At 54.4% G+C, this 23,894-nt stretch carries 21 protein-coding genes; 11 read left to right on the forward strand and 10 right to left on the reverse strand.

Features of this window, described 5'->3' with window-relative positions; all coding sequences use genetic code 11:
- Positions 1–17 precede the first annotated feature (17 nt).
- The 9 genes from KJW29_RS03160 to KJW29_RS03200 all read left to right on the forward strand — a co-directional run bounded on the left by KJW29_RS03160 (position 18) and on the right by KJW29_RS03200 (position 6,535).
- Positions 18–728 carry a Crp/Fnr family transcriptional regulator gene (locus tag KJW29_RS03160; RefSeq protein ID WP_214628729.1) on the forward strand — a complete coding sequence of 237 codons (711 nt, stop codon included), beginning with the start codon at positions 18–20 and terminating at the stop codon, positions 726–728.
- A 157-nt stretch (positions 729–885) separates the two neighbouring features.
- On the forward strand, positions 886–1,389 hold the full coding sequence (locus KJW29_RS03165) for a hypothetical protein (protein WP_214628730.1): 504 nt from the start codon (positions 886–888) through the stop codon (positions 1,387–1,389).
- On the forward strand, positions 1,386–2,036 hold the full coding sequence (locus KJW29_RS03170) for a response regulator transcription factor (RefSeq protein WP_281426327.1): 651 nt from the start codon (positions 1,386–1,388) through the stop codon (positions 2,034–2,036). The genes KJW29_RS03165 and KJW29_RS03170 overlap by 4 nt, the downstream gene beginning before the upstream one ends.
- A 37-nt stretch (positions 2,037–2,073) precedes the next feature.
- Positions 2,074–3,162, forward strand: a complete 1,089-nt coding sequence (locus KJW29_RS03175; protein ID WP_108993740.1) for a PAS domain-containing sensor histidine kinase — start codon at positions 2,074–2,076, stop codon at positions 3,160–3,162.
- Positions 3,163–3,402: 240 nt separating this feature from the next.
- Entirely contained in the window at positions 3,403–3,960 is a 558-nt protein-coding gene (locus KJW29_RS03180) for a DoxX family membrane protein (protein ID WP_373271247.1), read from the forward strand.
- A gap of 35 nt (positions 3,961–3,995) precedes the next feature.
- Positions 3,996–4,196 carry a hypothetical protein gene (locus tag KJW29_RS03185; protein ID WP_087566599.1) on the forward strand — a complete coding sequence of 67 codons (201 nt, stop codon included), beginning with the start codon at positions 3,996–3,998 and terminating at the stop codon, positions 4,194–4,196.
- A gap of 132 nt (positions 4,197–4,328) precedes the next feature.
- Positions 4,329–4,748 (forward strand): hypothetical protein, encoded by a 420-nt coding sequence (locus KJW29_RS03190; protein ID WP_214628731.1) that lies wholly within the window; start codon positions 4,329–4,331, stop codon positions 4,746–4,748.
- Between the two features lie 42 nt (positions 4,749–4,790).
- A complete protein-coding gene (locus KJW29_RS03195; RefSeq protein WP_214628732.1) occupies positions 4,791–5,747 on the forward strand; it encodes a sugar kinase in 957 nt (318 codons plus the stop codon).
- Positions 5,747–6,535 (forward strand): DeoR/GlpR family DNA-binding transcription regulator, encoded by a 789-nt coding sequence (locus tag KJW29_RS03200; protein WP_214630969.1) that lies wholly within the window; start codon positions 5,747–5,749, stop codon positions 6,533–6,535. The genes KJW29_RS03195 and KJW29_RS03200 overlap by 1 nt, the downstream gene beginning before the upstream one ends.
- A gap of 606 nt (positions 6,536–7,141) precedes the next feature.
- Here KJW29_RS03200 and KJW29_RS03205 read toward each other — a convergent pair.
- The 7 genes from KJW29_RS03205 to KJW29_RS03235 all read right to left on the reverse strand — a co-directional run bounded on the left by KJW29_RS03205 (position 7,142) and on the right by KJW29_RS03235 (position 18,076).
- A complete protein-coding gene (locus tag KJW29_RS03205) occupies positions 7,142–9,520 on the reverse strand; it encodes a glycoside hydrolase family 16 protein (RefSeq protein WP_214628733.1) in 2,379 nt (792 codons plus the stop codon).
- Between the two features lie 53 nt (positions 9,521–9,573).
- The gene (locus tag KJW29_RS03210) at positions 9,574–11,610 is read right to left on the reverse strand and encodes a DUF5107 domain-containing protein (RefSeq protein WP_214628734.1); all 2,037 of its coding nucleotides are present in this window, start codon (positions 11,608–11,610) and stop codon (positions 9,574–9,576) included.
- Positions 11,611–11,629: 19 nt separating this feature from the next.
- Positions 11,630–13,273, reverse strand: coding sequence for a response regulator transcription factor (locus KJW29_RS03215; RefSeq protein WP_214628735.1), 1,644 nt, complete (start codon positions 13,271–13,273; stop codon positions 11,630–11,632).
- Positions 13,274–13,339: 66 nt separating this feature from the next.
- Entirely contained in the window at positions 13,340–14,155 is an 816-nt protein-coding gene (locus tag KJW29_RS03220) for a carbohydrate ABC transporter permease (RefSeq protein WP_087566592.1), read from the reverse strand.
- Positions 14,156–14,170: 15 nt separating this feature from the next.
- Positions 14,171–15,082 (reverse strand): carbohydrate ABC transporter permease, encoded by a 912-nt coding sequence (locus KJW29_RS03225; RefSeq protein WP_087566591.1) that lies wholly within the window; start codon positions 15,080–15,082, stop codon positions 14,171–14,173.
- A gap of 93 nt (positions 15,083–15,175) precedes the next feature.
- Positions 15,176–16,567 (reverse strand): ABC transporter substrate-binding protein, encoded by a 1,392-nt coding sequence (locus tag KJW29_RS03230; RefSeq protein WP_214628736.1) that lies wholly within the window; start codon positions 16,565–16,567, stop codon positions 15,176–15,178.
- A 141-nt stretch (positions 16,568–16,708) separates the two neighbouring features.
- Entirely contained in the window at positions 16,709–18,076 is a 1,368-nt protein-coding gene (locus tag KJW29_RS03235; RefSeq protein WP_214628737.1) for a carbohydrate ABC transporter substrate-binding protein, read from the reverse strand.
- 136 nt (positions 18,077–18,212) lie between these two features.
- Between KJW29_RS03235 and KJW29_RS03240 the strand changes: the two genes are divergently transcribed.
- Positions 18,213–20,012, forward strand: a complete 1,800-nt coding sequence (locus tag KJW29_RS03240; RefSeq protein ID WP_214628738.1) for a cache domain-containing sensor histidine kinase — start codon at positions 18,213–18,215, stop codon at positions 20,010–20,012.
- Here the strand turns inward: KJW29_RS03240 and KJW29_RS03245 are convergent.
- Complete coding sequence (locus KJW29_RS03245; RefSeq protein WP_214628739.1) at positions 20,009–21,103, reverse strand: stalk domain-containing protein; 1,095 nt, start codon at positions 21,101–21,103, stop codon at positions 20,009–20,011. The genes KJW29_RS03240 and KJW29_RS03245 overlap by 4 nt on opposite strands.
- 296 nt (positions 21,104–21,399) lie before the next feature.
- Between KJW29_RS03245 and KJW29_RS03250 the strand changes: the two genes are divergently transcribed.
- Positions 21,400–21,843 (forward strand): cell wall hydrolase, encoded by a 444-nt coding sequence (locus KJW29_RS03250; RefSeq protein WP_087566587.1) that lies wholly within the window; start codon positions 21,400–21,402, stop codon positions 21,841–21,843.
- A gap of 66 nt (positions 21,844–21,909) precedes the next feature.
- On the opposite strand, the gene nagA is transcribed toward KJW29_RS03250, so the two are convergent.
- Positions 21,910–23,100 carry an N-acetylglucosamine-6-phosphate deacetylase gene (nagA, locus tag KJW29_RS03255; RefSeq protein WP_214628740.1) on the reverse strand — a complete coding sequence of 397 codons (1,191 nt, stop codon included), beginning with the start codon at positions 23,098–23,100 and terminating at the stop codon, positions 21,910–21,912.
- The gene (gene nagB / locus KJW29_RS03260) at positions 23,101–23,826 is read right to left on the reverse strand and encodes a glucosamine-6-phosphate deaminase (protein WP_214628741.1); all 726 of its coding nucleotides are present in this window, start codon (positions 23,824–23,826) and stop codon (positions 23,101–23,103) included. It lies immediately after the preceding gene.
- Positions 23,827–23,894 lie beyond the last annotated feature (68 nt).

The raw sequence follows: 23,894 nt of genomic DNA on the forward strand, positions 1-23,894 counted from the left end.
CGGGAGGGATTGGCGTCATGACAGTGACTGCGGGAAGACAGAGCGGATTCGGAGCGATATTGACGGACGAGAGCTTCGAGAGGCTGCGGGGCATCATGTACATCAAGAACGTAGAGAAGGGCAGCTGCCTGTTTTGGGAGGGAGACGCAGCCGACAAGTTGTTCTACATTTTCGAAGGTCGAATCAAATCGACGAAGATGTCTGACGCAGGCCGTTCTTTGACCCTCTATCTGCATCAAAACGGAGATCTCATCGGTCAGATGGAGCCTTTTAAAGATTCCACGCACAGCACCTCTGCAGAGGTGACGGAGGATGCCAAGGTGGGCGTTATTCAGCGCAAGGATCTGGAGACTCTGCTCTGGCAGCATGGCGACCTGGCTTTGGAATTTATGAAGTGGATGGGGCTGATGCATCGGCTGACCCAGACGAAATTCCGTGATCTCATGTTGTTCGGCAAGACCGGCGCCCTCTGTTCGCTGCTGATCCGTCTATGCAATTCTTACGGAGAAGAGAACGAAGAAGGTATCCGGATCGATCTGAAGCTCAGCAATACCGAGATGGCGGACATGATCGGCGCAACCCGCGAGAGCGTCAACCGGATGCTTGCCGATCTTAAAAAGGAAAATGTGATTACGTACAAAGACGGTCACTATACCGTTAATCGGATTGAATACTTGAAGGAAGTATGCTGCTGCGAGAATTGTCCGAAGGAAGTATGCCGAATGTAACGTAGTTGGGAGTGCGTGTCCAAAAGTCCGGTTTAAGACTTTTTGACCAATCTCTAGAAGTCCCCGCCCGCAGACAGCCGGCGGGGACTTCTCGTTAACGATGCGGCCGGGCGCATACCCAGGTGGGGACAAGCGAGGCTTGAGAGGAGGAGCAATTGTGGAGTCATGGGAAGATCTAAATGGTTACGATAGGTTGGCAACGGCGCTGGAAGATGCTGCACGGGAGCTAGGAGGCGATTTTGCGGCATTGGCGAAGTTTGTCTTCCCCGAGCGGAGAGGCATATGGATCGGCACTTATGGTGCAAGCAGTTCGCGCCTTGCGCGAATGGAGCTGAGATCGGGCTTGGGTGTAGGCGGCATGGCTATTCGGCTCGGAGTACCCTATCAGGCAAGCACCGAAAAAAATGCCCATATGCTTGGCGAATGTCCCGTCATGCTGGCAGAGCGGCTGGCAGCCGCGATCGCCATTCCTTTGCCTGCGCCCGCGAACGAATACGGAAGCAGCGTTCTTGTGGTTGGCAGAAGGGAGGAGGCACATTCGTTTGAGGAGATAAAAATTCGGCAAATTTCCTCCAAAATGCCTTTATGGATTGAACTATCGGCACTCTGGCGGTATGATGGGGGGAAATGGAATGTCATGATGAATGGAGGAGTGGGATGATTAGGATTGTCATCGTGGATGACCATGCCATGGTTCGTTCCGGCCTGAAGATGCTGCTTAGCAGCAAGGGAGAAATCGAGGTCGTGGCAGAAGGCGCCGACGGAGACGAAGGCATTCGGGCGGCGATGGAGCATCATCCGGACGTCGTCCTTATGGATCTGAGCATGCCTCAAGGGAAAGACGGAATTACAGCTGCGTCGGAGCTCAAAAAGCTGCTGCCCGATGTGGCTGTTCTTATGTTGTCGATGCACGACGATTCGGAATATCTATTCCGCGCGATTGAGGCGGGGGCATCGGGGTACGTTCTAAAGAGCGCTCCCCACGAAGAGCTGCTGAACGCGATTCGCACCGTATCTTCGGGGGCAGCTTACTTGTATCCGTCGGCAACCAGGCAGCTGATGAATCGTTATGTGGCTGGCGCGAAAAAGGATGCAAGCGACGCCTTCGACTCCTTGTCGGAGAGAGAGAGGGAAGTGCTGTCCCTTGCGGCCAAGGGGTATGGCAATAAAGAGATCGCCGAGCTTCTCTTTATTAGCGTGAAGACGGTAGAGTCTCATAAGAGCAACGTCATGGAGAAGTTGGGACTGAAGACCCGGCCGGAGCTGATCCAATACGCTATGAAGAAGGGACTGCTGCAATTTGACTAAAGGCGAGAATGCTGGGGAGAACCTTCAAGGCAACAGAATGATTGCGGGGCGGGTCGACGCTTTGTTGTCCCAGCTGGCAGACCATGTAAGTGACGTGAGGTTCCGCGAGGAGCTGCGCCAGTCGCTCAAGCAACTTGCGGACGTGAAGTTTGCGCTCGATGAATCGTCGATTGTAGCCGTTACGGATGCGAGAGGCAAAATCGTATACGTGAATGATAAATTTTGCGAAATTTCCAAGTATCCGCGCGAAGAGCTGATGGGAAAAGATCATCGGATCATTAATTCAGGTTATCATCCCAAGTCATTTATGCGGGAGCTTTGGGCGACGATCGGTTCGGGCAAAGTATGGTCGGGCGATATTAAGAACCGCGCCAAAGATGGATCGAATTATTGGGTCAATACGACGATTGTGCCTTTTGTCGGCGAGAACGGAAAACCGTATCAGTATTTGGCCATCAGAAGCGAGGTTACCCGTCTCAAGAAGGTGGAGGAAGAGCTGAAGGAGACTCTGGAGAAGGTGTTGACGATCCAGGAGGACGAACGCAAGAAGTTTTCCAGGGAGCTCCATGACGGCATCGGACAAAGCTTGTTCTCGTTGCTCATCCAGTTGGATCGCGTTATTGCGAATCCGGATCGGGAAGTCGGCGATTTGCGGTTCTTGCGGGAAAATGTAGCCGGCATCATCGAGGAGGTCCGCGGTCTTGCATGGGAGCTGCGCCCATCGGTATTGGATGATATGGGCATTGAACCGGCGATTCGCTCGTACATCGGCAATTATGAGTCGCATTACGGCATCGAAATCGATTTTAAATGCAAGCTTGCGACCCGTCTCGGTATCCGAGTCGAGACGGTGATGTATAGAGTTATCCAGGAGGCGCTGACGAATATCGCCAAGTATGCAGACGTGTCCGATGCCGCGGTATCGATTCTTGAAGACAGCGAAGAGGTTGTAGTCCGGATCGTCGATGATGGCGCCGGCTTCGATACCACTGCAGTCTCTGTAGGCGTAGGACGTTTTAGCATGGCGGAGCGGGCCCGGATAGCCGGAGGCAGTCTTAACGTGGAGTCGGAGCTTGGCAGGGGGACGATCGTTACGCTCAGAATTCCGCATTCGCGGAAAAATTAATACATTGTGATTTAAATCACATACCCATTCAAAATCGTAGCTTATAATAAGAATCAAGAAGGAGGTTGAAGGCCATGAACAAAACGGCTTTCGTCATCGGATGCCAAGGAATCCGCTTCGCCAGAGTCAAGCGGCGATCCTGCCGCAGAAAATCGCAAGAGTCGTATTCGTCTAAATGACGGATTCCTCTACTCAATAATGTGAAATAAATCACATACTATACTATGGGAGTGAACAATCATGATGAAATGGTTGAGAGAAAATGTGTACGCTGCTGGTATCGTAACGATTGTAAGGTTGATTGTCGGCTGGGCTTGGCTGGATGCGGGCTTCCATAAACTGAAAGGCGGCTTTGACGCAACAGGATACTTGAAAAACGCCGTTGCCAACCCTGTCATGGATAAAGCAACGAACGAACTGGTGTATCCGACATTCACCAAATTCATCGAGCACTTCGCATTGCCTAACGTAAAGCTCATTAACATCTTGATCCCCGTCGGTGAGTTCCTGGTCGGCGTAGGGTTGATCGTCGGCGGACTGACGGCGGCGGCCGCTTTCTTCGGACTCGCGATGAACTTCATGTTCCTCTTCGCGGGAACGGTAAGCACGAACCCTTGGCTGGTACTGCTGGGCGTAATCGTACTCCTTGCAGGAACCAACGCCGGCAGATTCGGACTTGACCACTACCTGCTGCCGATCATTCGCAAAGGCTGGCTTCGTGTAAAAGGCAGAGGCGGAGCGGCGGGAACGGGAACAGGTGCGGGAGCGGGCGGCAAACTGAACGGCAATACGCTCTAATAAGATCACAATTCAAGGAAGCGGAGGCGTTGAACATGACTGCACAGGCAAAGAACGAGGACGTCGACAACGAGCTGACCCAATTCATGCTGCATCATTGCTATACCTGTCCCGACGCGAACGAGTGCGACACGGAGGCCAGATGCCGGGCTTGCATGGAGGAGAAGCGAGAGAAGAGGGAGGAGGAAGAGGGAAGGCAGCTGACTCGAAATCAATTAAAAGAATACGCGCTGTAAAGCGCGAAGCGCCTCAAGAGGCCAAGGGAAACCACGGCGCCTGAGGCGCTCTTTTTTTATCGTACATTTGAAAATATCGCGGATTCTGATAAACTATTAGCTATAGGTAAATTGAAACAGGAGGAATAGGACATGTATGAAGCAATGGTATTGTTACACGTGTTAGGAGCAGTCGGAATGGGGTTTTATGTCGTGCTGCCGATTATGCTGGGGGGAGCCTCCAAAAGCGACGGGAACGGACAAGCCGGTTTGGCGAAGGGACTATTATCCGCCAATCGCATTGCGCAATACTTTCTCATTGTGCAGCTGCTGACGGGCGGATATCTGATGTCCCAAGGCGATTACGCCGTCGCATGGATGATTATCATAACGCTCTTGTTTCTTGGCATTGCCGCTCTCGGCGGAATCGCATCCAAGCCGCTTAAGGGAATCGTATCGGCTATCCAGTCGGGTCAAAGTACGACAGCTTACGTCAATAAGGCAAAGATCATGAGCTTGATTATTCTCGTGCTATATGTAGCAATCGTTTATTTTATGGTATTCCGATTCTAAAATCATAATTTGAGTTGTCAGTACATTGAGGGGGAAGTTGCCGTGCGTGAGGGTTCACCACAGATTGTAACGTTCGGAGAGACAATGGCTCTCTTTATGCCGGAGGAGCACAAAGCGATTGAGAGGGCTTCCAAGCTGGAGCAAGGATTCGGAGGCGCGGAAAGCAACGTGGCCATCGGACTCGCGAGGCTGGGTGCCTCCGTAGGCTGGTTCGGCGCGCTTGGCAACGATCCGTTTGGCAAGCTGATCTTGAAAACGCTTCGCGGCGAAGGCGTCGATGTATCCCGCGCCAATCTAAGCGGCGAAGCACCGACAGGGATGATGTTTCGCGAGCATGTGGCGGGCCGTCTCGCCGTCCATTATTTCCGCAAACATTCGGCTGCCAGCCGCATGCGTCCCGAGGATCTCGACGAGGACTACATCCGCGGAGCAAAGCTGCTTCACATCACCGGCATTACGACCGCGCTCAGCGATAGCTGCCGCAGTACGGTCCGCCGCGCCATAGACGTCGCCAAGGAAGCGGGCGTGCAGATTAGCTTCGATCCTAACCTTAGGCTGAAGTTATGGTCCATCGAGGAAGCTCGCGAGACCTTGCTGCCGCTTATACAGGAAGCGGATTATTTCCTGCCGGGCTGGGACGAGCTGAAGCTGTTGTATCAGACCGACGATTACAAGGAGGTCAAGGCCAAGCTTGCAGAGCTTAAGGCAATCAGCGTAGTGAAAGGAATGGGAGACTCGACGATTGTGCTTAATAAAGGCGAAGAGACATCCGTTCCCTTCTACCCTGCGGAGCAGGTTGTGGATACCGTCGGCGCAGGCGACGGCTTCTGCGCGGGTTTCCTTGCGGGTCTGATGAAGGGCATGTCGCCCGTAGATGCCGTTCGTCTCGCCAGCATTAACGGATCGCTCGTCGTTCAGATGCGCGGCGATTGGGAAGCGTTGCCGGAATGGGAAGTCGTGGAGCAGCGGATGTCGGCGAAGGCGTGGGTGGAACGCTAATGACGACGGAGCTTACCGGAGGTTCCAAGGGCCAGCGACGGAGGGAAGCGATTCTGCAGCTGCTGAAGCAGCAAGGACGCATTACGATTACGGAGATGGTGGAGCGGTTCGGCTGCTCGGAGGCGACCGCGCGCAGAGATTTGGAGCAGATGGAAGGCGTATATCCCGTTATTCGCACGATCGGCGGAGCCATGTACGATGGCATGGGGACGATGCGAGAGCTGCCTTTCGCGGAGAAGGAAGGACTCTCTATTCTCGAGAAAGAGAAGATCGCGGCGCTTGCCGCGACACTGATTCAAGAAGGGGACGTCATCGGCCTTTCCGGCGGGACGACCAACTTCCTGCTCGCGAAGCTGCTCAAGCTGCGCAAGGGCATTACCGTCGTGACAAACGCGGTCAATATCGCGATGGAACTGGCAGGCAGTCAGATCCAGGTTGTCGTCACGGGCGGCATTATGCGCCATAACAGCTTCGAGTTATGCGGGCCTTTGGGCGAAGGGATGATCACGAATCTCCATATCGGCAAGATGTTCATCGGCATAGACGGCATTTCGGCAGGGGGCGGCATCTCTTCTTATTCCGAGCAGGAGGCACAGATCGCGAAGGCGCTTATCAAGCGCTCGCAGGAAACGTATGCCGTATTCGACCACACGAAGAGCAACCGCAACTCGTTGTTCTCGGTAGCGGACGTCGCAGAGCTGAAGGCTGTCATTACCGATCGGCCTCTGTCGGGAGACCTCGCCGCAGAGCTTGAGAGGCACGGCGTTACGGTTTATGTAACGGACTAATCAACGGACTATTGAACGGCTACGAGGACAAAACCGATTAAGCCGGCTAAGCATGCGACGAGGGTCGAAGCGGTCAAGTTGATTTCCAGAGCTCTGAAGCGGAAGGCGCAGTTGTACTAGAAGGACAGAGCTCTGTCTAGTTTGGCGGAGAGTTCAACAAGTAAAATGAAAAGCGCACACTTAGGGATTCCATTATCCCTTGGTTTGCGCTTTTTATAACTATATATTTCTCAGCAATGTTACGCGCTGTTTTGCCAAAGGACGGCGACAGCCGTTTTATCTTGCCTACAAGAAAGCGTAAGAGTTCGTTCATGCTTTCTCTATACGTTTATCGATGAAGTAAAATTGTTTGTGTACCAACACTTGGAACCTTCACAGGCAACAAAAAAGTAGGGTATCCGAAGAGTAAAGGGAAAATCACCCTCTAATCTAGCTAATATAACGGATTTTTCGGCTTTAATGGGAAATCCTCCCTCTAATCTCCATCCAATTGACGTCTGCCTTCTAGTCCACTTGATTTAGAGGGAGCATTTCCCTCTAACACTTCGAAGAAACAAAAAGGTAGTCAACTAGAGGGAGCATTTCCCCTTATTTCTTGTGACCCCGCTATTGCATGTTTACATCGTCGAAGTAGAAGGTGCCGCTCTGTTGCTTGTAAGCATGCAGCACGACGCGTACCTGGGAGCCGGCGGCGGTAAAGGTGAGCGACTTGTTCTGCACCAAGCTGCGGTAGTCGCCGACCTCATGAACGGCTGAGCCGTTGTAAACCCGCAAATAGCCGTATGTCGCGTTATCCGAGCTCCACATGTCGGCGCTGATCGTATAGGAGTGGTTCGGCGTCACGGCTACGTATTGCTCGGATTCGGCGGAAAAGGCGGTTGACGGGCTTAGGTTCAGCTTACCTCCCGAGATCAACGCCGATGCGGGAGATGCCGAAATATCCGTCCAGCCGGTCGTGTCCGAGAAGCCGCCATTGACGATCAAGTTCGGGCCGGAGGTCGGAGTGGGCGTGAGCGTAGGCGTCGGACTTGGCGTTGTTGTCGGACTCATCGTAGGCGTAGGAGAGGGACTTGGCGTAATCGTAGGCGTTGGATTCGGCGTCGCTGTCGGCGAAGGCGTGCCGCCGGTAGATTGCGCCTTAGGATACTGGTCGAAAGAAGCCCAATCGTTCGTGCCAGGGAAATACGATTCCGGAACGGAGACGTCGCCTGCTTGGTTGAACGGCGTAATGCGAACCCAGTCGACGACCATCTCCGTCGTGTCGAAGTTGGCTTTGCCAGCCCAGTTGCGAGGGAACCACGCCGCGATCCAGAATCTTGCCGTGTTGGTTGGGACATGCGTATAGGTCGTGTTCACCAGTTGATCGTCGACGTAGAATTCGACGCGCGGCGTCTGGCCGGAGTCGCCCGTATGCCAATCGAAGCGATACGTATGGAACTGGCCGTCGTCCTGAGGCGAACCCAGATCGGTGTAGTTGGTCGTATATTCGTCTTCGTTCTCGCCGACCCATGTATTCAGAAGCGCCTTGCTGAACGAGAAGTTTTCGTGCGCGGCGTTCGGCCGTCCCGGGAATTCGATGTCGATCTCGTGATTGATCGCGTAGTAGCCGTCATCGTCGATGCAGCCCACCGGTTTGCATTGAAAGCCGGGATCGGCCGGATACAGCTCCTGGTAGTGGAAGGTCCAGAGGGCCGACGAGACGCCAAACTTCGGAGCAACCTTCATTCGCACCTCGTACGAGCCCGAGCCGTAGTAGGCGTTGGTCGCCACGGCGGCTCCGACGCGCTTGCCGTCGGTTCGCTGGCTGCCGTCCTTGTTGATGCCCATGACGGGTCCGGTGTATTTGTTGCCATGGGCTTCGAGGATCAGATTGCCGTCACGCAGCTTCACGTTCTGCGGCACGACGCCGCCGTTAAAGCTCATCTGCCCGCCGAGCTGCCCGCCCCAGTTTTTATTGGCGATCTTCCATTTGCCGGGATCCAGCGCATCGCCCGTGAAGTCGTCGAACAAAACGTCGGTCTGGGCGGCAGGATCACGGTCGGACCAGCCGTCGTTCGGGAACGACTCCGGGAACCAATCGTCGCCAGGCTGTTCGAATGGCGTAATGCGTACCCAATCGACATCCAGCGTCTCGGTGTCGAAGTTCGGCGTGCCCGCCCAGTTGTTCGGGAACCAGGCGCCGATCCAGAGGCGGCTCGCGTTGGTCGGCACATGGTCGTAGTTGGTCTGAAGCAATACGTCGTCGATGTAGAACTCGACGCGCTTCTGCTCGCCGTCGCCGCCCGTATGCCAGTCGAACCGGTACGTGTGGAACTGGCCGTCGTTGACCGCTTGCCCCAGCTCCACGTATTCGGTCGTATATTCGTCTTCGTTTTCTCCGATCCAAGTATTGAACAGTCCGCGATCGTAGGAGATATTGGCGTGCGCGGGACCGGGTCTGCCCGGGAACTCCATGTCGATCTCATGGTTGACGGCGTAATAGTCTTGACCGCCGACGGGCTTTTCCTTGTAGGCGGGGTCTCCCGGATAGAACTCTTGATAGCTGAACGTCCAGATCGCGGAGGCAACGCCAAGCGAAGGCGCAACCTTCATGCGAACCTCGTAGCTGCCCGAGGCAAAATAATCTTTGGTAGCGATCGCTCCGCCAACGCGCTTGCCGTCGGCGCGGTGCGAGTAGTCCTTGTTTATGCCTTTGACAGAACCGGAATATTGATCTCCATAAGCCTCGATGATCAGCTTTCCGTCGTCAACCGACACGTTCTGAGGCAGAACGCCGCCGTTGGCGCCGCTGCCACCCCATTGTCTGTAAGCCTTCAGCCATTTGTTGGTGTCGAGCCCGTCGCCTTCAAAATCGTCGAAGAACACTTCCGTCTGATACGCGTTCGTAGAGTTCGGTTTCTCCAGCGCTATCATCCCCATTAATAGTGCGATGACCAGGAAGGCGATTGCAGGTACAGAATAAAATCTGAATTTTAAACTCACCATTCATTCCTCCTCTTCATTGTGAAATTCCTCTGACTGAACGCGCTCGCATTCTTCTACTCGCCTACAATTCGGAAGTCGATATTGTTAGGCGGCGGAAAGGACAGCTTCACCTCCTCGATGTGCTGCTCGCCGAATGGCTCTCCGAGCTCTTTCGCAAGTTTCCTCGAGTGATAGCCGTACCAGAGATCGATGATCAGCAGCTCTCCTTCGCGGATGACCGCGAATTCCTGCAGGAACAGGCGGTTGATAAAAGCTTCTTCTCCAAGCTCCAGAGCAGCCGCCCCGACGATGATCTGAATGCGGTCCGCGGATTGTTGCTTGCCCGGCAGAGATTTATAAAAGCTCCAAGCATCTTGGTAGCGTTCGGCCTCGATCAGCAGCCGGATATATTCTTCGGAGAGCGACTGATCCGGGAAGATTGGAGTCAAAGACAGCGCCTCGTCCCAATAGGCTAGTGCTTCCGCCAGCTTCCCGTCGCGTCGCATGGCTTCAGCCAGATTGCGGTACGCCCATATGGACGGCTGCAGGGAGAGCGATGTACGCCACGCCTCGATGGCTTCTTCCTCGCGGCCATGCTCGTATAACATGACGCCGAGATGGAGATGCTCGTTCCAGCTGCCATGGCGGACTGTCGACACAATGTCGGACAGCAGCGTCAACCACTCGTCCTGTACCATCCAGGAGCGCGGCTGCTCTTCCGGTTTTCGCTCCGGCATGCGACCATCCGCGAGCAAGCGGAGCCAATCCGCATATTCGGCATTCGCGTCTTCCGGATCGAGCGGAGGGAATACAAAGCCTTGCGGAAGCGATCTTCGGCCTTGCCGCTCGCGGCGCGCCTGTTCGAGCGATCCCCAGCCGGAGCCCGCGAACAGCGTTTCGCCAGGCGGCTTCAAACTTTCCTCCGCCAGCGTTTCGTGCAGCCTCAGCAGCTCCTCTTGCGGAATCTGCAGCTCCACTTGATCCCGGACATATCCGTTCGCCGGGTGCCAGTCTGGTCCGATCGCCCGATCGACAACCACGTCCGACATGCCGAATACTTGGGTAAAAGACCACTCCGTGTCCGGCGGCATGTCCAGCCCATGCATTTGCGTCGGAGCGAAGCCGCCTTGAATCTCGATATAGTTGCCTTCGCCGGGACGCGACAGGAAGTCGCACCAGCGCCTGCCGCCGGCATGATGGCCCCAGCAGAACATCTTGCGATAACGCAGCAAAGAGGAGGAACGCTCGTAGAACATCCTGCCGTCTTCATAGACGACCGCTTCCCATGGCGCCTTGACCGTCTCCGGCGTCTGGAAAAAATATTCGTTCGAGAACGGGAAGTTCATCGGGTACGACACGTCGGCGCCGGGAACGGTCGGCAGCAGGGGGAGGGTGCCAAGCCCGAATCCCTTGACGCCATGGTCGATATAGATCACCTCGTCCGTTTCCGAAAATACGCGCGCCTGCGGTGTCTCCGTAACCGCGATATTCGTCCACCAATACATGGGCACCGAAACGTCGTTATCGTTGACGATCCGAACATGGAGCTGCAATTGCTCCGAGCCGGGAGGCAGATGGAAATCCATTTGCCAGAACACGTTTTTGCAGCGCTCGTAATCAAACAGGCGAAGGAACTCATGGCCGTTTGCGTCGGTCAACTTGGCGGCGTGCAAGGGGGAGCAGGTGCCGAACGTATGACCGACCTGCCCGATGTTCCATTCGATGCCTCCCGAGAACCAGGCATTTAGAATCGCGAGATTGCCGGGGCGGAAGACGGGATTGGCATACAAGATATCGCGATTGGTCTCTTTGTCGACGAGGGAATACAGCCTGCCGCCATAGCGGGGGAGAAAGGTGGCGCGCAGCTTCTCGTTCTCGAGCACGATCGTTTCGATATTCATCGGCTGGAGCTTGCGGGAGTAACGGTCTTGCATTCGGTAAGGCAAGTAGCGCTCCCCCGTCTCGTATCCGAGCTTTTCGCGCTGCCGTTCGGTCAACGTCCCGTTGTCGTTCGTTTCCCGGTTCCGATTGCGGCTCATGAACATGGGCAGCGGATTGTTGCCTTCTATAGGGGCTCCGTCCAACTGAAGCATGGATGGATACACAGCCATGAATCTCAGCCTCCTGACGTTAGGTATGATGGCCCTCCAACACGTTTTTGCGGTATTCGGAGGGGCTTACGCCGACCATTTTCTTAAACAGCCGGTTAAAATAGAAAGGGTCTTCGATCCCGACCGATAATGCGACTTCCTTGATGCGCGCGTCTCGTTGCTTCAGGAGTTCCACGGCGCGGTCTATTTTGAGCTCGTTAATATATTGAAAAATGCTCTTGCCGGTGTCCTGCTTAAAGATCCGGCAGAGATAACTTTCGTTGAGGCTGACGCTTGTGGCCAGCATATCCAGCGTCATCTTGTCGTCCAGGCGCTCGTGCAGGATGGCGATGACCTGCAGCACTTCCTTGCGGCAGCTATGCCGCTTGGCGTCCCGCAGCATGGACGAGAGATGGCGCAGCGCCTCCTGTGCCGCTTCCGTGAGCTGTCCCAGCGATTCGGCCTGCATAATGCGCTGCCTGAACGCTGTCATGGAGCCGCCGCCGGACGACTCGCCGCTGCGGTCGTTCAGCTTTCGCCACTTGGCGACGATGTGCTCCAGATCCGTAAATAGAATCAGGAAGACATTGCATACGAGCTCCGGCGCGCAGCGCGCATCCGACATTTCGCCCAGCATGCCGGACATTAGCGCATCGAGCCGTTCTCCGTTTTCTTCTTCGAAGGCGGACTTGAAGCCGGCGGACCAATCGGGAAACCGCGTGCCCGTCAGTCTCTCGTCAAATGTGACGGAAGAAGCCGTCAGCACGAATCCCGCCTCCCGATAGAAGCTGATGACGGACGCGCCGCGGCATATCCGGAATTGCTCGCGCAACTGGCCCAGTCCGTCAAACCGACCGCTGATCGCGACGTTGACGTCCAGGTTCAAATACGTGCGTATTAGCCTAACGATATGGGAAGCAAGCTGCAAGCTGTCCGCGCCTTCCTCGGTCCAAGTCGTATCATACAGCAGGGCGGCATAGTGTCCGTCGCCAAAGTCGACCAGTTCCATGTCGGTCGCGTTCGACGCGATCTCTTTGATAATATTGATGACGGAGAAGTGCAGCAGCTTTCTGTTCTTCAGCTTGCCGGTCGCCAGCGTTTCCTTGTATCTGCAGATGGAGACGTAAAACAGATGCCCCTCCAGCCGGTCGAGCGGAATGGAGTATCGCTCCGCCTCGCGGATGGAGTCCTTTAATCCGCCGTCGTCCTCCAGAAGAAGCTCCTTCCAGGCGGCATTGCGCTTCTCGAGTTGCGTTTCGGTCAACTCGTGCTGAAGGCGCTGGCGATGCTCACGGTCCTTGCGGTCCCGGGACAGCAGCTCGCCCGCCTTGCCGATTGCCTGGAGTAGATCGTCGGGCTTCAAAGTCAGCTTAAGCAGGTAGTCTACGGCGCCGATCTTCATCGCCTCCCGGACAAGCTCGTAATCGCCATGGTTGCTGAGCACGACGCTTCGTCCGGCGAAGCCGCGTTCCGCCAAGGCGTGCAGCAGCTCGATGCCGTTCATGTTCGGCATCTTGAGATCGGTAATGACGATATCGATCGGGGAGGCGTCGATTAATTGAAGCGCTTGCTTGCCGTCGGCGGCGGTGTCGACCAACTCCAAGCCGTTTTCTTCCCAGGAGATCATGGTGCGCATGGCAACCCGGATTGTCCGTTCATCGTCGACGATAATAACGCGCAGCATCGCCTTCCCTCCTTCGTTCTATGTTGCGGATATAGAACCAATTCGAGCGAAGAGTGCCTTTATCCTTTATCCTTTAACCGCGCCTACCGTTATGCCGGATACGATTTTACCCGAGATAAAGATGTACAGTACGAATGTCGGAACGAATACGACCATCGAAGCGGCAAAGATGCCGGCGTAGTTGCCGGAATTGGTAAAACCCTGAACGATGGATTGCAGCGCCAGCGCCAACGTGTGCGTCTTTGGGTTGTTGGCGAAGATCAGCGCGAAAATATAGTCGTTCCAGATGGCGATGAAGTTGAAGATCGATACCGTGATGAGGCCCGGTTGGGCGACGGGGAGCATCACTTTGACGAACGACTTAACCGGACCGCAGCCGTCGATGGCGGCTGACTCCTCCAGCTCCTTCGGGATGGAGGAGAAGAAGCCCGACAACAGGAAAACGCTGAACGGCACGTTGGTGCAAATATAGATCAGCACAAGCGTCAGGAGGGAGCCCGTCAGCTTTAGCTGAACGAACATGGTGAACAACGGAATCGTGATGAGCAGCGCCGGGATGGACAGGGCGGACAAAAACATCGTCTCCACCAGTCTTCGGCCCCGGAAGCGGACTCTGCCCAAGATGTAGGCGGCAGGCGCGGCCACGACGAGGACGCCGATGCAGGCGCTCACCGTGTAGATAACGCTGTTGAGGAAATAACGGCCCATGTTCATGTCCTTAAACAGTACGAGATAATTGGAGACATGCAGGCCGCTCTCGAACAGTTCATTCGTGAAGATGCCTCTTGTCGTGCTAAACGACGCCAGGATGGCGAAGCCGAACAGGACGATCGTGAACATCAGCCAGAGATAAAGCGGGACGTAACGGATTTTATTAGCCATGGCGAAGTCCTCCGGTTAATATTCGAGACGCTCTTGGCGCCGGAACAAGAAGTTGATGATGGCCGAGATGACAAGAATAGACACCGTAATAATAACGCCGACGGTTGCTCCCGCCCCTACGTTAAAGGCAGACTCCTGATAGACGCTCGACTTGGCGCCGAACACCTTGATGTACATGTAGTAGCCGGGCGTCATCGTCTCGGGACTTTCCTGCCCGAACGTGGCGGACCAGACGAAGAAGTTGATCGCCGTAATCGTCCAGAGCACCAGGGTCATGCGGAAAACATCCTGCAGGAGCGGCAGCGTGATGCGGAAGAACTTGGTCAATGGACCGGCTCCCTCCAGCAGCGCCGCCTCGTAGAAGTCATGCGGGATACGTTCCATGCCCGCGTTCAGCAGCAGCATAAAGTAGCCGATGGAGCCGAAGCAATAAGCGATCAGCATGGACATAAACAGGTGGTCGTCGCTCGTCCATTGCAGATCGGCGAGGCCGTCCAGTCCGAGGAAGCGGAAGACGGTCGTCAGGAAGCCGTAGCTGGAATTGAAAATGTAATGCAGCCAAACGACGCTAAGCACGACCGGTGTGACGGTGTTGGGCAAATAGACGAGCGATCGCCAAAAGCTTTTGCCCTTGACGCCGGACGAGAGAATGGCAGCGAAGAGAAAAGCGAAAACCATGACGATGATGCCGCCGATCAGCCATATTTTGAACACGTTCCAGGCCGAATCGATGAAATAGGAGTTGTGGAGCAATTGCCAGTAGTTGTCGAAGCCGATAAACGACCAGTCCGACATACGGCTCGCGATGTTCGGAATTTCGAAGAAGCTCATGAGCAGCGCGCGAACGGTCGGATATAGGAAGATGCAGAGGTACAGCACGACCGCCGGCAGCAGAAATAAGGCAATGGTCGATCTGGTGATGCGCATGTCGTTTCCCTCCTGGGTGTAGAATGGGGCCGAAGACGACCTGTATGCAGCAACTCTCGCGAATTGCTGCACATAGTCGGCACTGCCCCCGGATTAGCCCGCGCTATGGAATTTCTTCGCCTCGGCGCTCATCTTGGCGACGTACTCTTCGGCGGTCATCTTGCCCGAGACAAGCTCCATAAAGACGGGAATGATCGTGCTCATGGCAAGGTCGGCGTTATTATTGATGCCGGCTCCCCATGGCTGATTCAACTCCGCGCGATCCATGGCCGCGCTGGCTTCCGCGAGCGCGGCCGGCCACTCTGTGTCGACCGTGGCGGGAATCGCCTGCGCTTGCTGGACCATGCCTTCTTGAGCGGTTTTGCCGATCAAATATTTGACCAGCTCCATCGCCGCCTCTTTGTTTCCGCTTTTTTTGTTCAACATTAACGCCTGAGCGCCGAAGGTCAGCTCCTTATGGCCGCCCTTGCCGTTGCCGTTAGGGATTGTAGGGAATTGGAACGCCCCCCACTTGAAGTCCGGGCCGGCAGTCGCGGACACTTCGTTCGGCAGCCAGGTGCCGTTGAGATAGGCGGCGGATTGTCCAAGCACCAGATCTTGCTGACCGGCCGGGTACTTGCTGCCGGCGATCTTCTTGGAGAAGTAACCTTTCTCGCGCATCGTTACAATGTCGTTCGCAAACTGGAGAACGATGGGATCCTTCCACATGTCGCCGGTTTTGTCGTTAACGAGCTGATCGACCCATTCGTGGCCCATCGCGCTGCTGAGGTAACCGCCGATAAACAGGTCGCGGTATGCATCGTCAAAGGTGATGGGATCGACGCCGGATTGTTTGATTTTTTCATTCGCGCTCATAAATTCATCCCAGGTCGTCGGAGGCGTAGTTACTCCGGCTTTCTCGAACACTTCTTTGTTGTAGAAGAACAGCACCGCGAAAGGCTGCTGCGGCAGGGCGTAGAAACCTTCCTCGAGACCCGCCGCGACCGACAACGACTTGGTCCAGCTCATGAGGCTCGGCAGCAAGGATTGCTCCACCGTTTTGCCGTCCATGCCGATCGATGGCTGGCCCAAATATTCGTCCAGCTTAAGCAAGTGGTCCTTGAGGCTGCTTATGGCGTTGGCGGGATCCCCTTCGAAAATATCGATTGCTTCGCCGCCGTCCAGCGCCGGCTTAATCAGCTTATTGATTTCGCGCCCCGTAAATTTGACGTTGACCTTTACGTCTGGATTTGCCGTCTCAAATGCCTTGACTGCCGTTTGGATGACTTTGGCCTGCGGCTCCGTGTCGCTCCACATGGACCAGAACACGACATCTCCGGACAGCTTGGACCCTCCATTGTCCGTATTCTCAGTTGGGGCCGGGCTAGGGTCCGCACCCGCGGGGGAAGGGCTGACGTTGTTGTTCGTTCCTGCATTGTTGCCGGAGCATGCGGCGAGCGTAAGGGCCGCGGCCAGCGTTAGCGATGCGATTGCCGTTTTTTTCATGGGTGACTCCTCCTTTTGTCGTAAGTATATCGCCCGCCGCCGCAGTCGGTACATGCACGATCTTGAACAGTACCTTGACGATCTTGAACAGATTGCATAAAAAAGACGCCAACAAGTTGGCGCCGGTTCGGCGATGCGAAGTTACTTCACTTTGTCCAACAAATCCCTGAGCCTGGCGAACGTCTTCTCGACGTGGTCGATCCACTGGTCGACCGACATGTCTCCTTTCATCACCGTGTTGATCGGGTTAAACACCTCGTCGTTGATGCTAAAAGGCGTCGGCGGCGTCACCCTCCATTCGAATAGAAACGGCTGGACGCCGCGCTCGAACACCGTCGCGGAGTCGTACACGGAGGCGGGCAGCGAGTCCTTGGCGAGCTCGGCTCCGCTCCGCACGGCGATGACGCCAGTCGATTTCTCGGCGTTTAGCCGAATGATGTCGTCCCGATACTGATATTTGATAAACTCCATCGCGAGCTCCTTGTTTTTGGCTTTCTCCGGAATAAACATCGCTTCGAAGCTGATCCGGGCAAATTGCGGGTCGTCCGGCTCGAAGGTCGGCGTGAGCAGGAAGCCGAATTCGAATCCCTCCGCGCGGGAAATATCCTTCATTTCGCCCTCCAGCCAGCTGCCGTTCGGGATAAACAGCGCTTTGTTTTTCAGAAATTCGGACTGCGCCTGAGTATGGTTAAGGGCGACAGTGCCTGGCATCAGCGCGCCAGTGTCGGCCATCTTCTCGAAGAGCTCGAGGACGCGCTTGACCTCCGGCGTGCCGAAGGAGCCTTTCTCGTAGTTCATAATGGCTTCGATCCCCGCAACCCCGCTCTCCGACGCGATGGAGGACCAGAGCATGGAGCCGATGTACCCCGGGTAGACGCCCGGATAAGTGAACAAGGCGATGCCTTCGGTGCTCGCCGCCTCGCCCAGCGCCCAGAATTCATCCCAGGTGCGGGGAGGCGACCACCCCTTTTCCTTAAAGAGAGCTTTGTTGTACCATAATCCCTCGGTCGTCACATAGTTGGGGGCCATATAAACTTTTCCATCCCCATAGGGCCTGGCGTAATCCAGAATGCCGTCCATCATGATCCCTTTAAGCGGCACGTCTTGTCCAAGCGCGGGGCTGTCGAACAGTCCCGTCAAATCCATGAACGATCGGCTGCCGATCATGCTCCGCACCATGTTGGTGCTCTCCGTAAACGGCGCGTACAGGAAGTCGGGGGGATTGCCGGCGATGTTCATCGGCTTGATGACGTCCATGATTTTGGGGTTGGCGATAATATTGACCCGCACGCCGGGATAGTCGGCTTCGAACCGCTTTACGACCTCCTCCCAATAGGATTTGCCGTAAGCGCCTTCAAATACCGCTATGGTCAACGCCTTGTTCGAGAAGCCGGTCGAGGCATTTTTGACGGTTTCGGGAGCAGGTTCATGAGAGACTCCCAGCTTGCAGGCTGTCAATGTTACTAAGAAAAAAACACAGAACAGGCCGATCGATATTTTCCGTATCACGACGCATGACCTCCAGTATGGGATGATTGACGGTTCTGCCATTTACTTGTACTATAAGGCCATTCCCGCGAATCGCGCAACGGGAGAGTGAGGAACCGAGAGTCTGGATGAGAGTCTGGCCGGAAGGATGAGCGGCATGCGATGGGTAAGTGGATGGTACAGACTGCTTAGGAATACAAAAATCAAATCGAGGCTTATCTTTGCGCTGCTTTTGCTGACGACGGTACCGATCCTGTTGTCCGGCATCTACTCCTATCTCAAAACCAGCGAAGCGATCGAATCGAAGATCAGCACCTATTCGGCGGAAATCATGAAGCAACTGCTCAAAAACGTACAGCTCGAAAACCGGAAGTATATCGGGCTCAGCGATTCCATTATGCTTAATGCGCGCGTCCAGCAATACGCGACGTCGTACGAGTCGCTCGACGAATTCGCCAAACGCGACATGAACGTCTACATCAATACATTGCTCAGCGATCAATTGGAGCTGCTCCAAAATATTAAAAACGTGCGGATCGTCTCCACAAAGGAGACCGTCATTTACGATATGGGCTACAGCTCCATCGGAGAAGCCGAATTCGCAAGGCTTGCCACGCTAATCGACCAAGCGGACGGAAGCGATCAGTGGTCCTACGTATCGACGGAGCAGGGCGAGCCCTGCCTTGTCATCGCCCGCAAAATCAATTCGCTCGAAGATTGGAACAAGCCGCTTGGCTATATTTACGTCAGCATCAGCGAACCTTTGTACTCGCAGCAGCTGTACGCGGACGTCGATATGGGAACCGGCACGGATCTGTTTATACTGGACGGCAACGGCAACGTCGTCTCCAGCCGCAACACCGAAATTCTTTTGCACGCTCCCTATCCCGACGCCGAATTGATTCCGCTTATCCGCGAGCATGAGGCGAGAAGCGAAGGCGTGTTCCAAGCCGAGGTTAGCGGCGGAACTCATCTCGTCGCCTATGGATTCGACATCTATTCCGGCTGGTATCTGGTGAGCACGATCCCTGACGCTTATTTGAATTTGGAAACCCGCAGCATTCAGCGGAACATTCTCTTGCTCAGCGGCGTGCTTGTCGTCGTGTCGTTAACCTTTGCGCTTCTGATATCCAATTCCATCTATCGGCCGCTGACTGCGCTCGTAGAGCAGACTTCGCGGATCATCAGAGGCAATTTAAATACGTCTATCTCCGACCCCGGCAAGGACGAAATCGGTTATTTGTCGGATAAATTCAACGTTATGGTGGATACCGTCAATGGGCTTCTGGAGCAGACGAAGCTGGAGCAGCAGCAGAAGCGAGAGGTCGAGCTGCAGATGCTGCAGGCGCAGATTAACCCGCACTTTCTGTTCAACACGCTGAATTCGTTGAAATGGACGGCTCAGCTCAGCCAGGCGGAGAGCGTCAGCATCGGGTTAAGCGCGCTTGCGGAGCTGCTTAGAAACACGATCGTCGATAAAAAGGAATACGTCACGATCCAGGAAGAACTCCGCAATATTGACAATTACGTCGAAATCCAAAAAATCCGCTACGGCTCGACCTTTGACGTCGCAGTGGAGGTCGAAGCGGGCGTGGAGACCTGCCTGGCGCCGAAGTTTATTCTTCAGCCCATAGTAGAGAATGCGATCATTCACGCCCAAGACGGCATCGATTACGACTTGCTCATTACGATCAGGTGCCAGTCGGAGGACGAGCTGCTTCGCATCACGGTCGCGGATAACGGCAAAGGCATGGCGCAGCATACCGTCGAGCATTTGCTTCAGGGGAGGGAGTCGTCGCCCGAAGGCAGGTTGTCCAACATCGGCATCTCCAACGTAAACGAGCGCATCCGTTACAGCTTCGGCAACGAATACGGCTTGCGGATCGAAAGCGCGGCGGGGGAAGGAACAACGGTAACTTTAACGATGCCCAAGATGGAGGCCGCGACCAAATTTTAATTTACTGACAGCATGACCCATCTTCGTTTGCCGTCCCACTCCAGATTGAAACCAAACGATTCGACTATAAATCGAATAGGAACCATCGTGTACCCATCCTCAATGTAAGGTTTAGCATCCATTTTCTGTTTCTTGCCATCTACGAGCATTTCATTGGAATCGATGGTTAAAATGATTTCCGAACCCTTATAGCTCATAGCGACCTGTCTGGTCTTTCCATCCCATATAAATTCAGCGCCGATCCACTCCAATAAGGCACGCAGCGGGACCATAACTCTTCCCTTATTCTGAATCGGACGAACCGGGAACATTTGAACCTCCTGATTGATGAACACCTTTGGCGACGTATAGGGGTTATCCGGATACACCGAATTTCCTACTGCTTTAAATTTTTCAATAAATTGTTTCGATCGTTCGTTTAAGAGTAAAGTATTCGCGCCGTAAATCACTTTTAATGTGCTCATCGTTTCCAGAGGTGAAAGATCTGTTATATCCGTATTGGATATCTCGACACTTAAAAACTTTAGTTGCTGTACAGGTGTCAGGTCCTTCACTTTATTGTTGGTAACGTTAAGCGTAAGCAATGCATCGAGATGTCCGAACGGGGATAAATCCGTGAACAGGTTCCCGTCTGCATTCAAATATTCGAGTTCGGTCATGTCCTGCAATCCGCTAAAATCCGCAATAAAATTATCGCTCAAGTCCAGACTCACCAGCTTCGTCAAAGCGTTTAACGGCTTCGGATCAGCTACAAAATTTACCGACAGGTCCAACGTTTTAAGAGCCGTCATGGATTGCAACGATGTTACATCGGTTATTTTATTCATGGATAAGTCCAGGTGAGCAACATGGTTTAGCTCCCGTAACGGGCTAAGATCCGATATTTTATTGTCGTACAAGGAAATGTTCTGTAGTTGGCGAAGTCCCGAGAGCGGACTCAGATCGCTGACATCCCCGTTCATAATACGAAGCTCTCTTAAATTGACGGCGTACTCCAGTCCTTTCAAGCTCGTAACCCTGTACCCTGCCACCGAGCGCAGGCTTGCCATATCTTCCTGGGTGAGTTCGCCTTCGGGCTTTTGCAAAGCCATTCTTACGATCCTTTCGAGGCTTGCGCTTTCGAGTTGCACCCCTGACTTCTCAGCATGAATTTCGGTCTCAGCGGCAAACAGAAAGCATAAACAAACGATCATAAGTACCTTCGCAAGCCGTACAAACCGACTTTTACCTAAGCAAACCATCCGATAACCACCTTCGAATCAATTTATATAATCAGACTAGAGGTATTGGGAAAATGTTGCAAGCCTACATTGGAGTGGCGCAGATAGGGTAACACTTCCGCTTCACCCATAATATGATGAGTCTAGAAATACAAAGAGGTGAGCCAATGGCAGTCGTAAAAGCCAGGAAACAGGATATTGATATGTTGGCAAGGTTGCTCCGCGCCGAAGCCGAGACCGAAGGCGAGATGGGCATGCTCCTTGTTGGAAATGTTGGTATTAACCGAATAAGAGCGAATTGCTCCGATTTTAAAGAAATCCGGACAATTCCACAAATGATCAACCAGCCTCATGCATTCGAAGCCTTGCAACATGGTATGTACTATCAAGGCGCAAGAGATAGGGAACGCCGTCTGGCGCAACGGTCTGTAAATGGGGAACGGAATTGGCCGGGTAAATTCTCCCTATGGTATTTCCGTCCAGGAACGTTCGAAAATCCCGGCCCATGTCCGCCAACCTGGTATAATCAGCCGTTAGCAGGACGATGGAAGAAGCACTGCTTTTATGAGCCCACCGCGGAAGAATGCGAAAATGTATATAATACGTTTTAATCAAAAGAGCCGAAGCGAATCTAATGATTCCCTTCGGCTCTTTTGTATGGATAAAATCTAAGCTTCTTATTGCTGCTCTGCCGAATAAATCGTGCGGCCAGCCGCCCAAGTATGCGTAACGTTGAGCGAAGAGTCGAGCAGCACCAGATCGGCTTGCTTGCCTGCGGCAATGGAACCGGTGCGGTCGTAGATGCCGAGCTCGCGCGCAGCGTTGCCGCTGGACATGGCGCTGACATCATTCAGACTGAGTCCGAAGCCGCCGTTTAGCATAAAGCGGAACGCAGCTATCATCGTCAGTGAGCTTCCCGCGAGCGCGCCGCCTTCGATAAGGCGGGCCGTTCCACCCTGCACGGCAACGGCCAGGCCGCCAAGCTCGTATTCGCCGTCCGGCATGCCCGCCGCTTCGATCGCGTCCGTGATCAGGATGACGCGATTTTTTGGCTTGGCCGCCAGCATGAGCTTGATGGCCGCGGGATGAACATGCTCGCCGTCGGCAATAAGCTCAGCGTGGATACGATCATCCGTCAACACGGCTCCAAGCGTTCCCGGCTGGCGATGATGCAGACCCCGCATTGCATTGTAGGTATGCACCGCGTGCGAGAGACCGGCGTTTGCCGCGCCGATGACATCGTCATACAGCGCATCCGTATGTCCCGCCGATGCAATAATCCCTTGACTTGCCAGCCAGGCGATGGCCTCGCGCGATCCGTCTTTTTCCGGGGCAAGCGTCACCAGCTTGACGAGACCCGGATAACGTTCCGACCATTCCTGCAGCCAAGGCAACTGCGGATCTCGAATGAAGGCGGGGTTCTGAGCGCCAGGCCACTTCTCGCTTATAAACGGTCCTTCGAGATGGACGCCGATCAGAGGGGTATGGGCCATGCCGTGCAATCTGTATTCCGCTACGGCCTCCAGAACGGCGTCGATTGCTTCCTTGCTTGCGGTCATGGTCGTTGCGAGCATGCCGGTCGTGCCATGTCTTGCGTGGAAGGCGGTAATTTTGTCGAAGCTTTCGCGGCTGGCATACATAAAGTCGCCGCCAAATCCGCCGTGAACGTGAAGATCGATGAATCCCGGAAGAAGTATGCCTCCGCCGCCGTCGATTACGTTCCAGCCCTCGCGTCCCGCAAGGCCATCCGACTCTCTGCCGATGGCAGCGATCTCTCCGTTCTCTACGGCAAGATAACCTTCCGTCACTTCGTCCTCCAGCACGATTGTCACATGATTAATGATGAAACGTTCGTCTGCGGTCGTCATCTATACCAGCATCCTTCCTGCTTCCCGATCCAGCAGCACGATTACGCGCGGATGAGTCTGCAGCAAGGAGGCGGGCACTTGCGTCGTAACGGGGCCCGTTAATGCCTCCTTGACGATGCTTGCCTTCTCCGCGCCGCGAACAACCAGCAGAATCGTATTCGCCTTCAATATGGAACCAACGCCCATTGTAAACGCAGCGGCAGGCACTTCGTCCATGGAAGCGAAAAAGCGCGCATTGGCTTCGCGCGTCTCGTTCTTTAGCTTCACGACATGCGTGCCGGCGGACAAAGCCGAGTCGGGCTCGTTAAATCCAATATGCCCGTTATGGCCGAGACCGAGCAGTTGAATATCGGCATGGCGTTCTTCGAGCATAGCTTCGTAACGCGCGCACTCCGCTTGCGGATCGCTCGCCATGCCGTTCGGCAGATGGGTGCGCTCCGGCGAAATATCAATGTGGGAGAAGAGATGTTGATTCATATAATAAGCGTAGCTTTGATCGTTGTCCGGAGTGAGGCCGACGTACTCGTCCAGATTATACGTCGTTACTCCGCCGAAGCTTACGTTTTGTTGTTTGGCTTGTTCTACTATTTTGGCATAAATGCCGACAGGTGTCGATCCCGTCGCCAATCCCAGTACGGCATCAGGCTTGGACTTAATCAAATCGATAAACAGGTCGGCGGCGAACCGGTCCAATTGCTCCGAGGTGTCGAAAACATGAATCTTCATATGAAATATCCCTCCAGCTCAAGATGTTGTTCTGTTTAATCTACTAATTTAAGTGTATATGATTCTAA

It is taken from the genome of Paenibacillus agaridevorans (assembly GCF_018604145.1).
Taxonomy (GTDB): domain Bacteria; phylum Bacillota; class Bacilli; order Paenibacillales; family Paenibacillaceae; genus Pristimantibacillus; species Pristimantibacillus agaridevorans.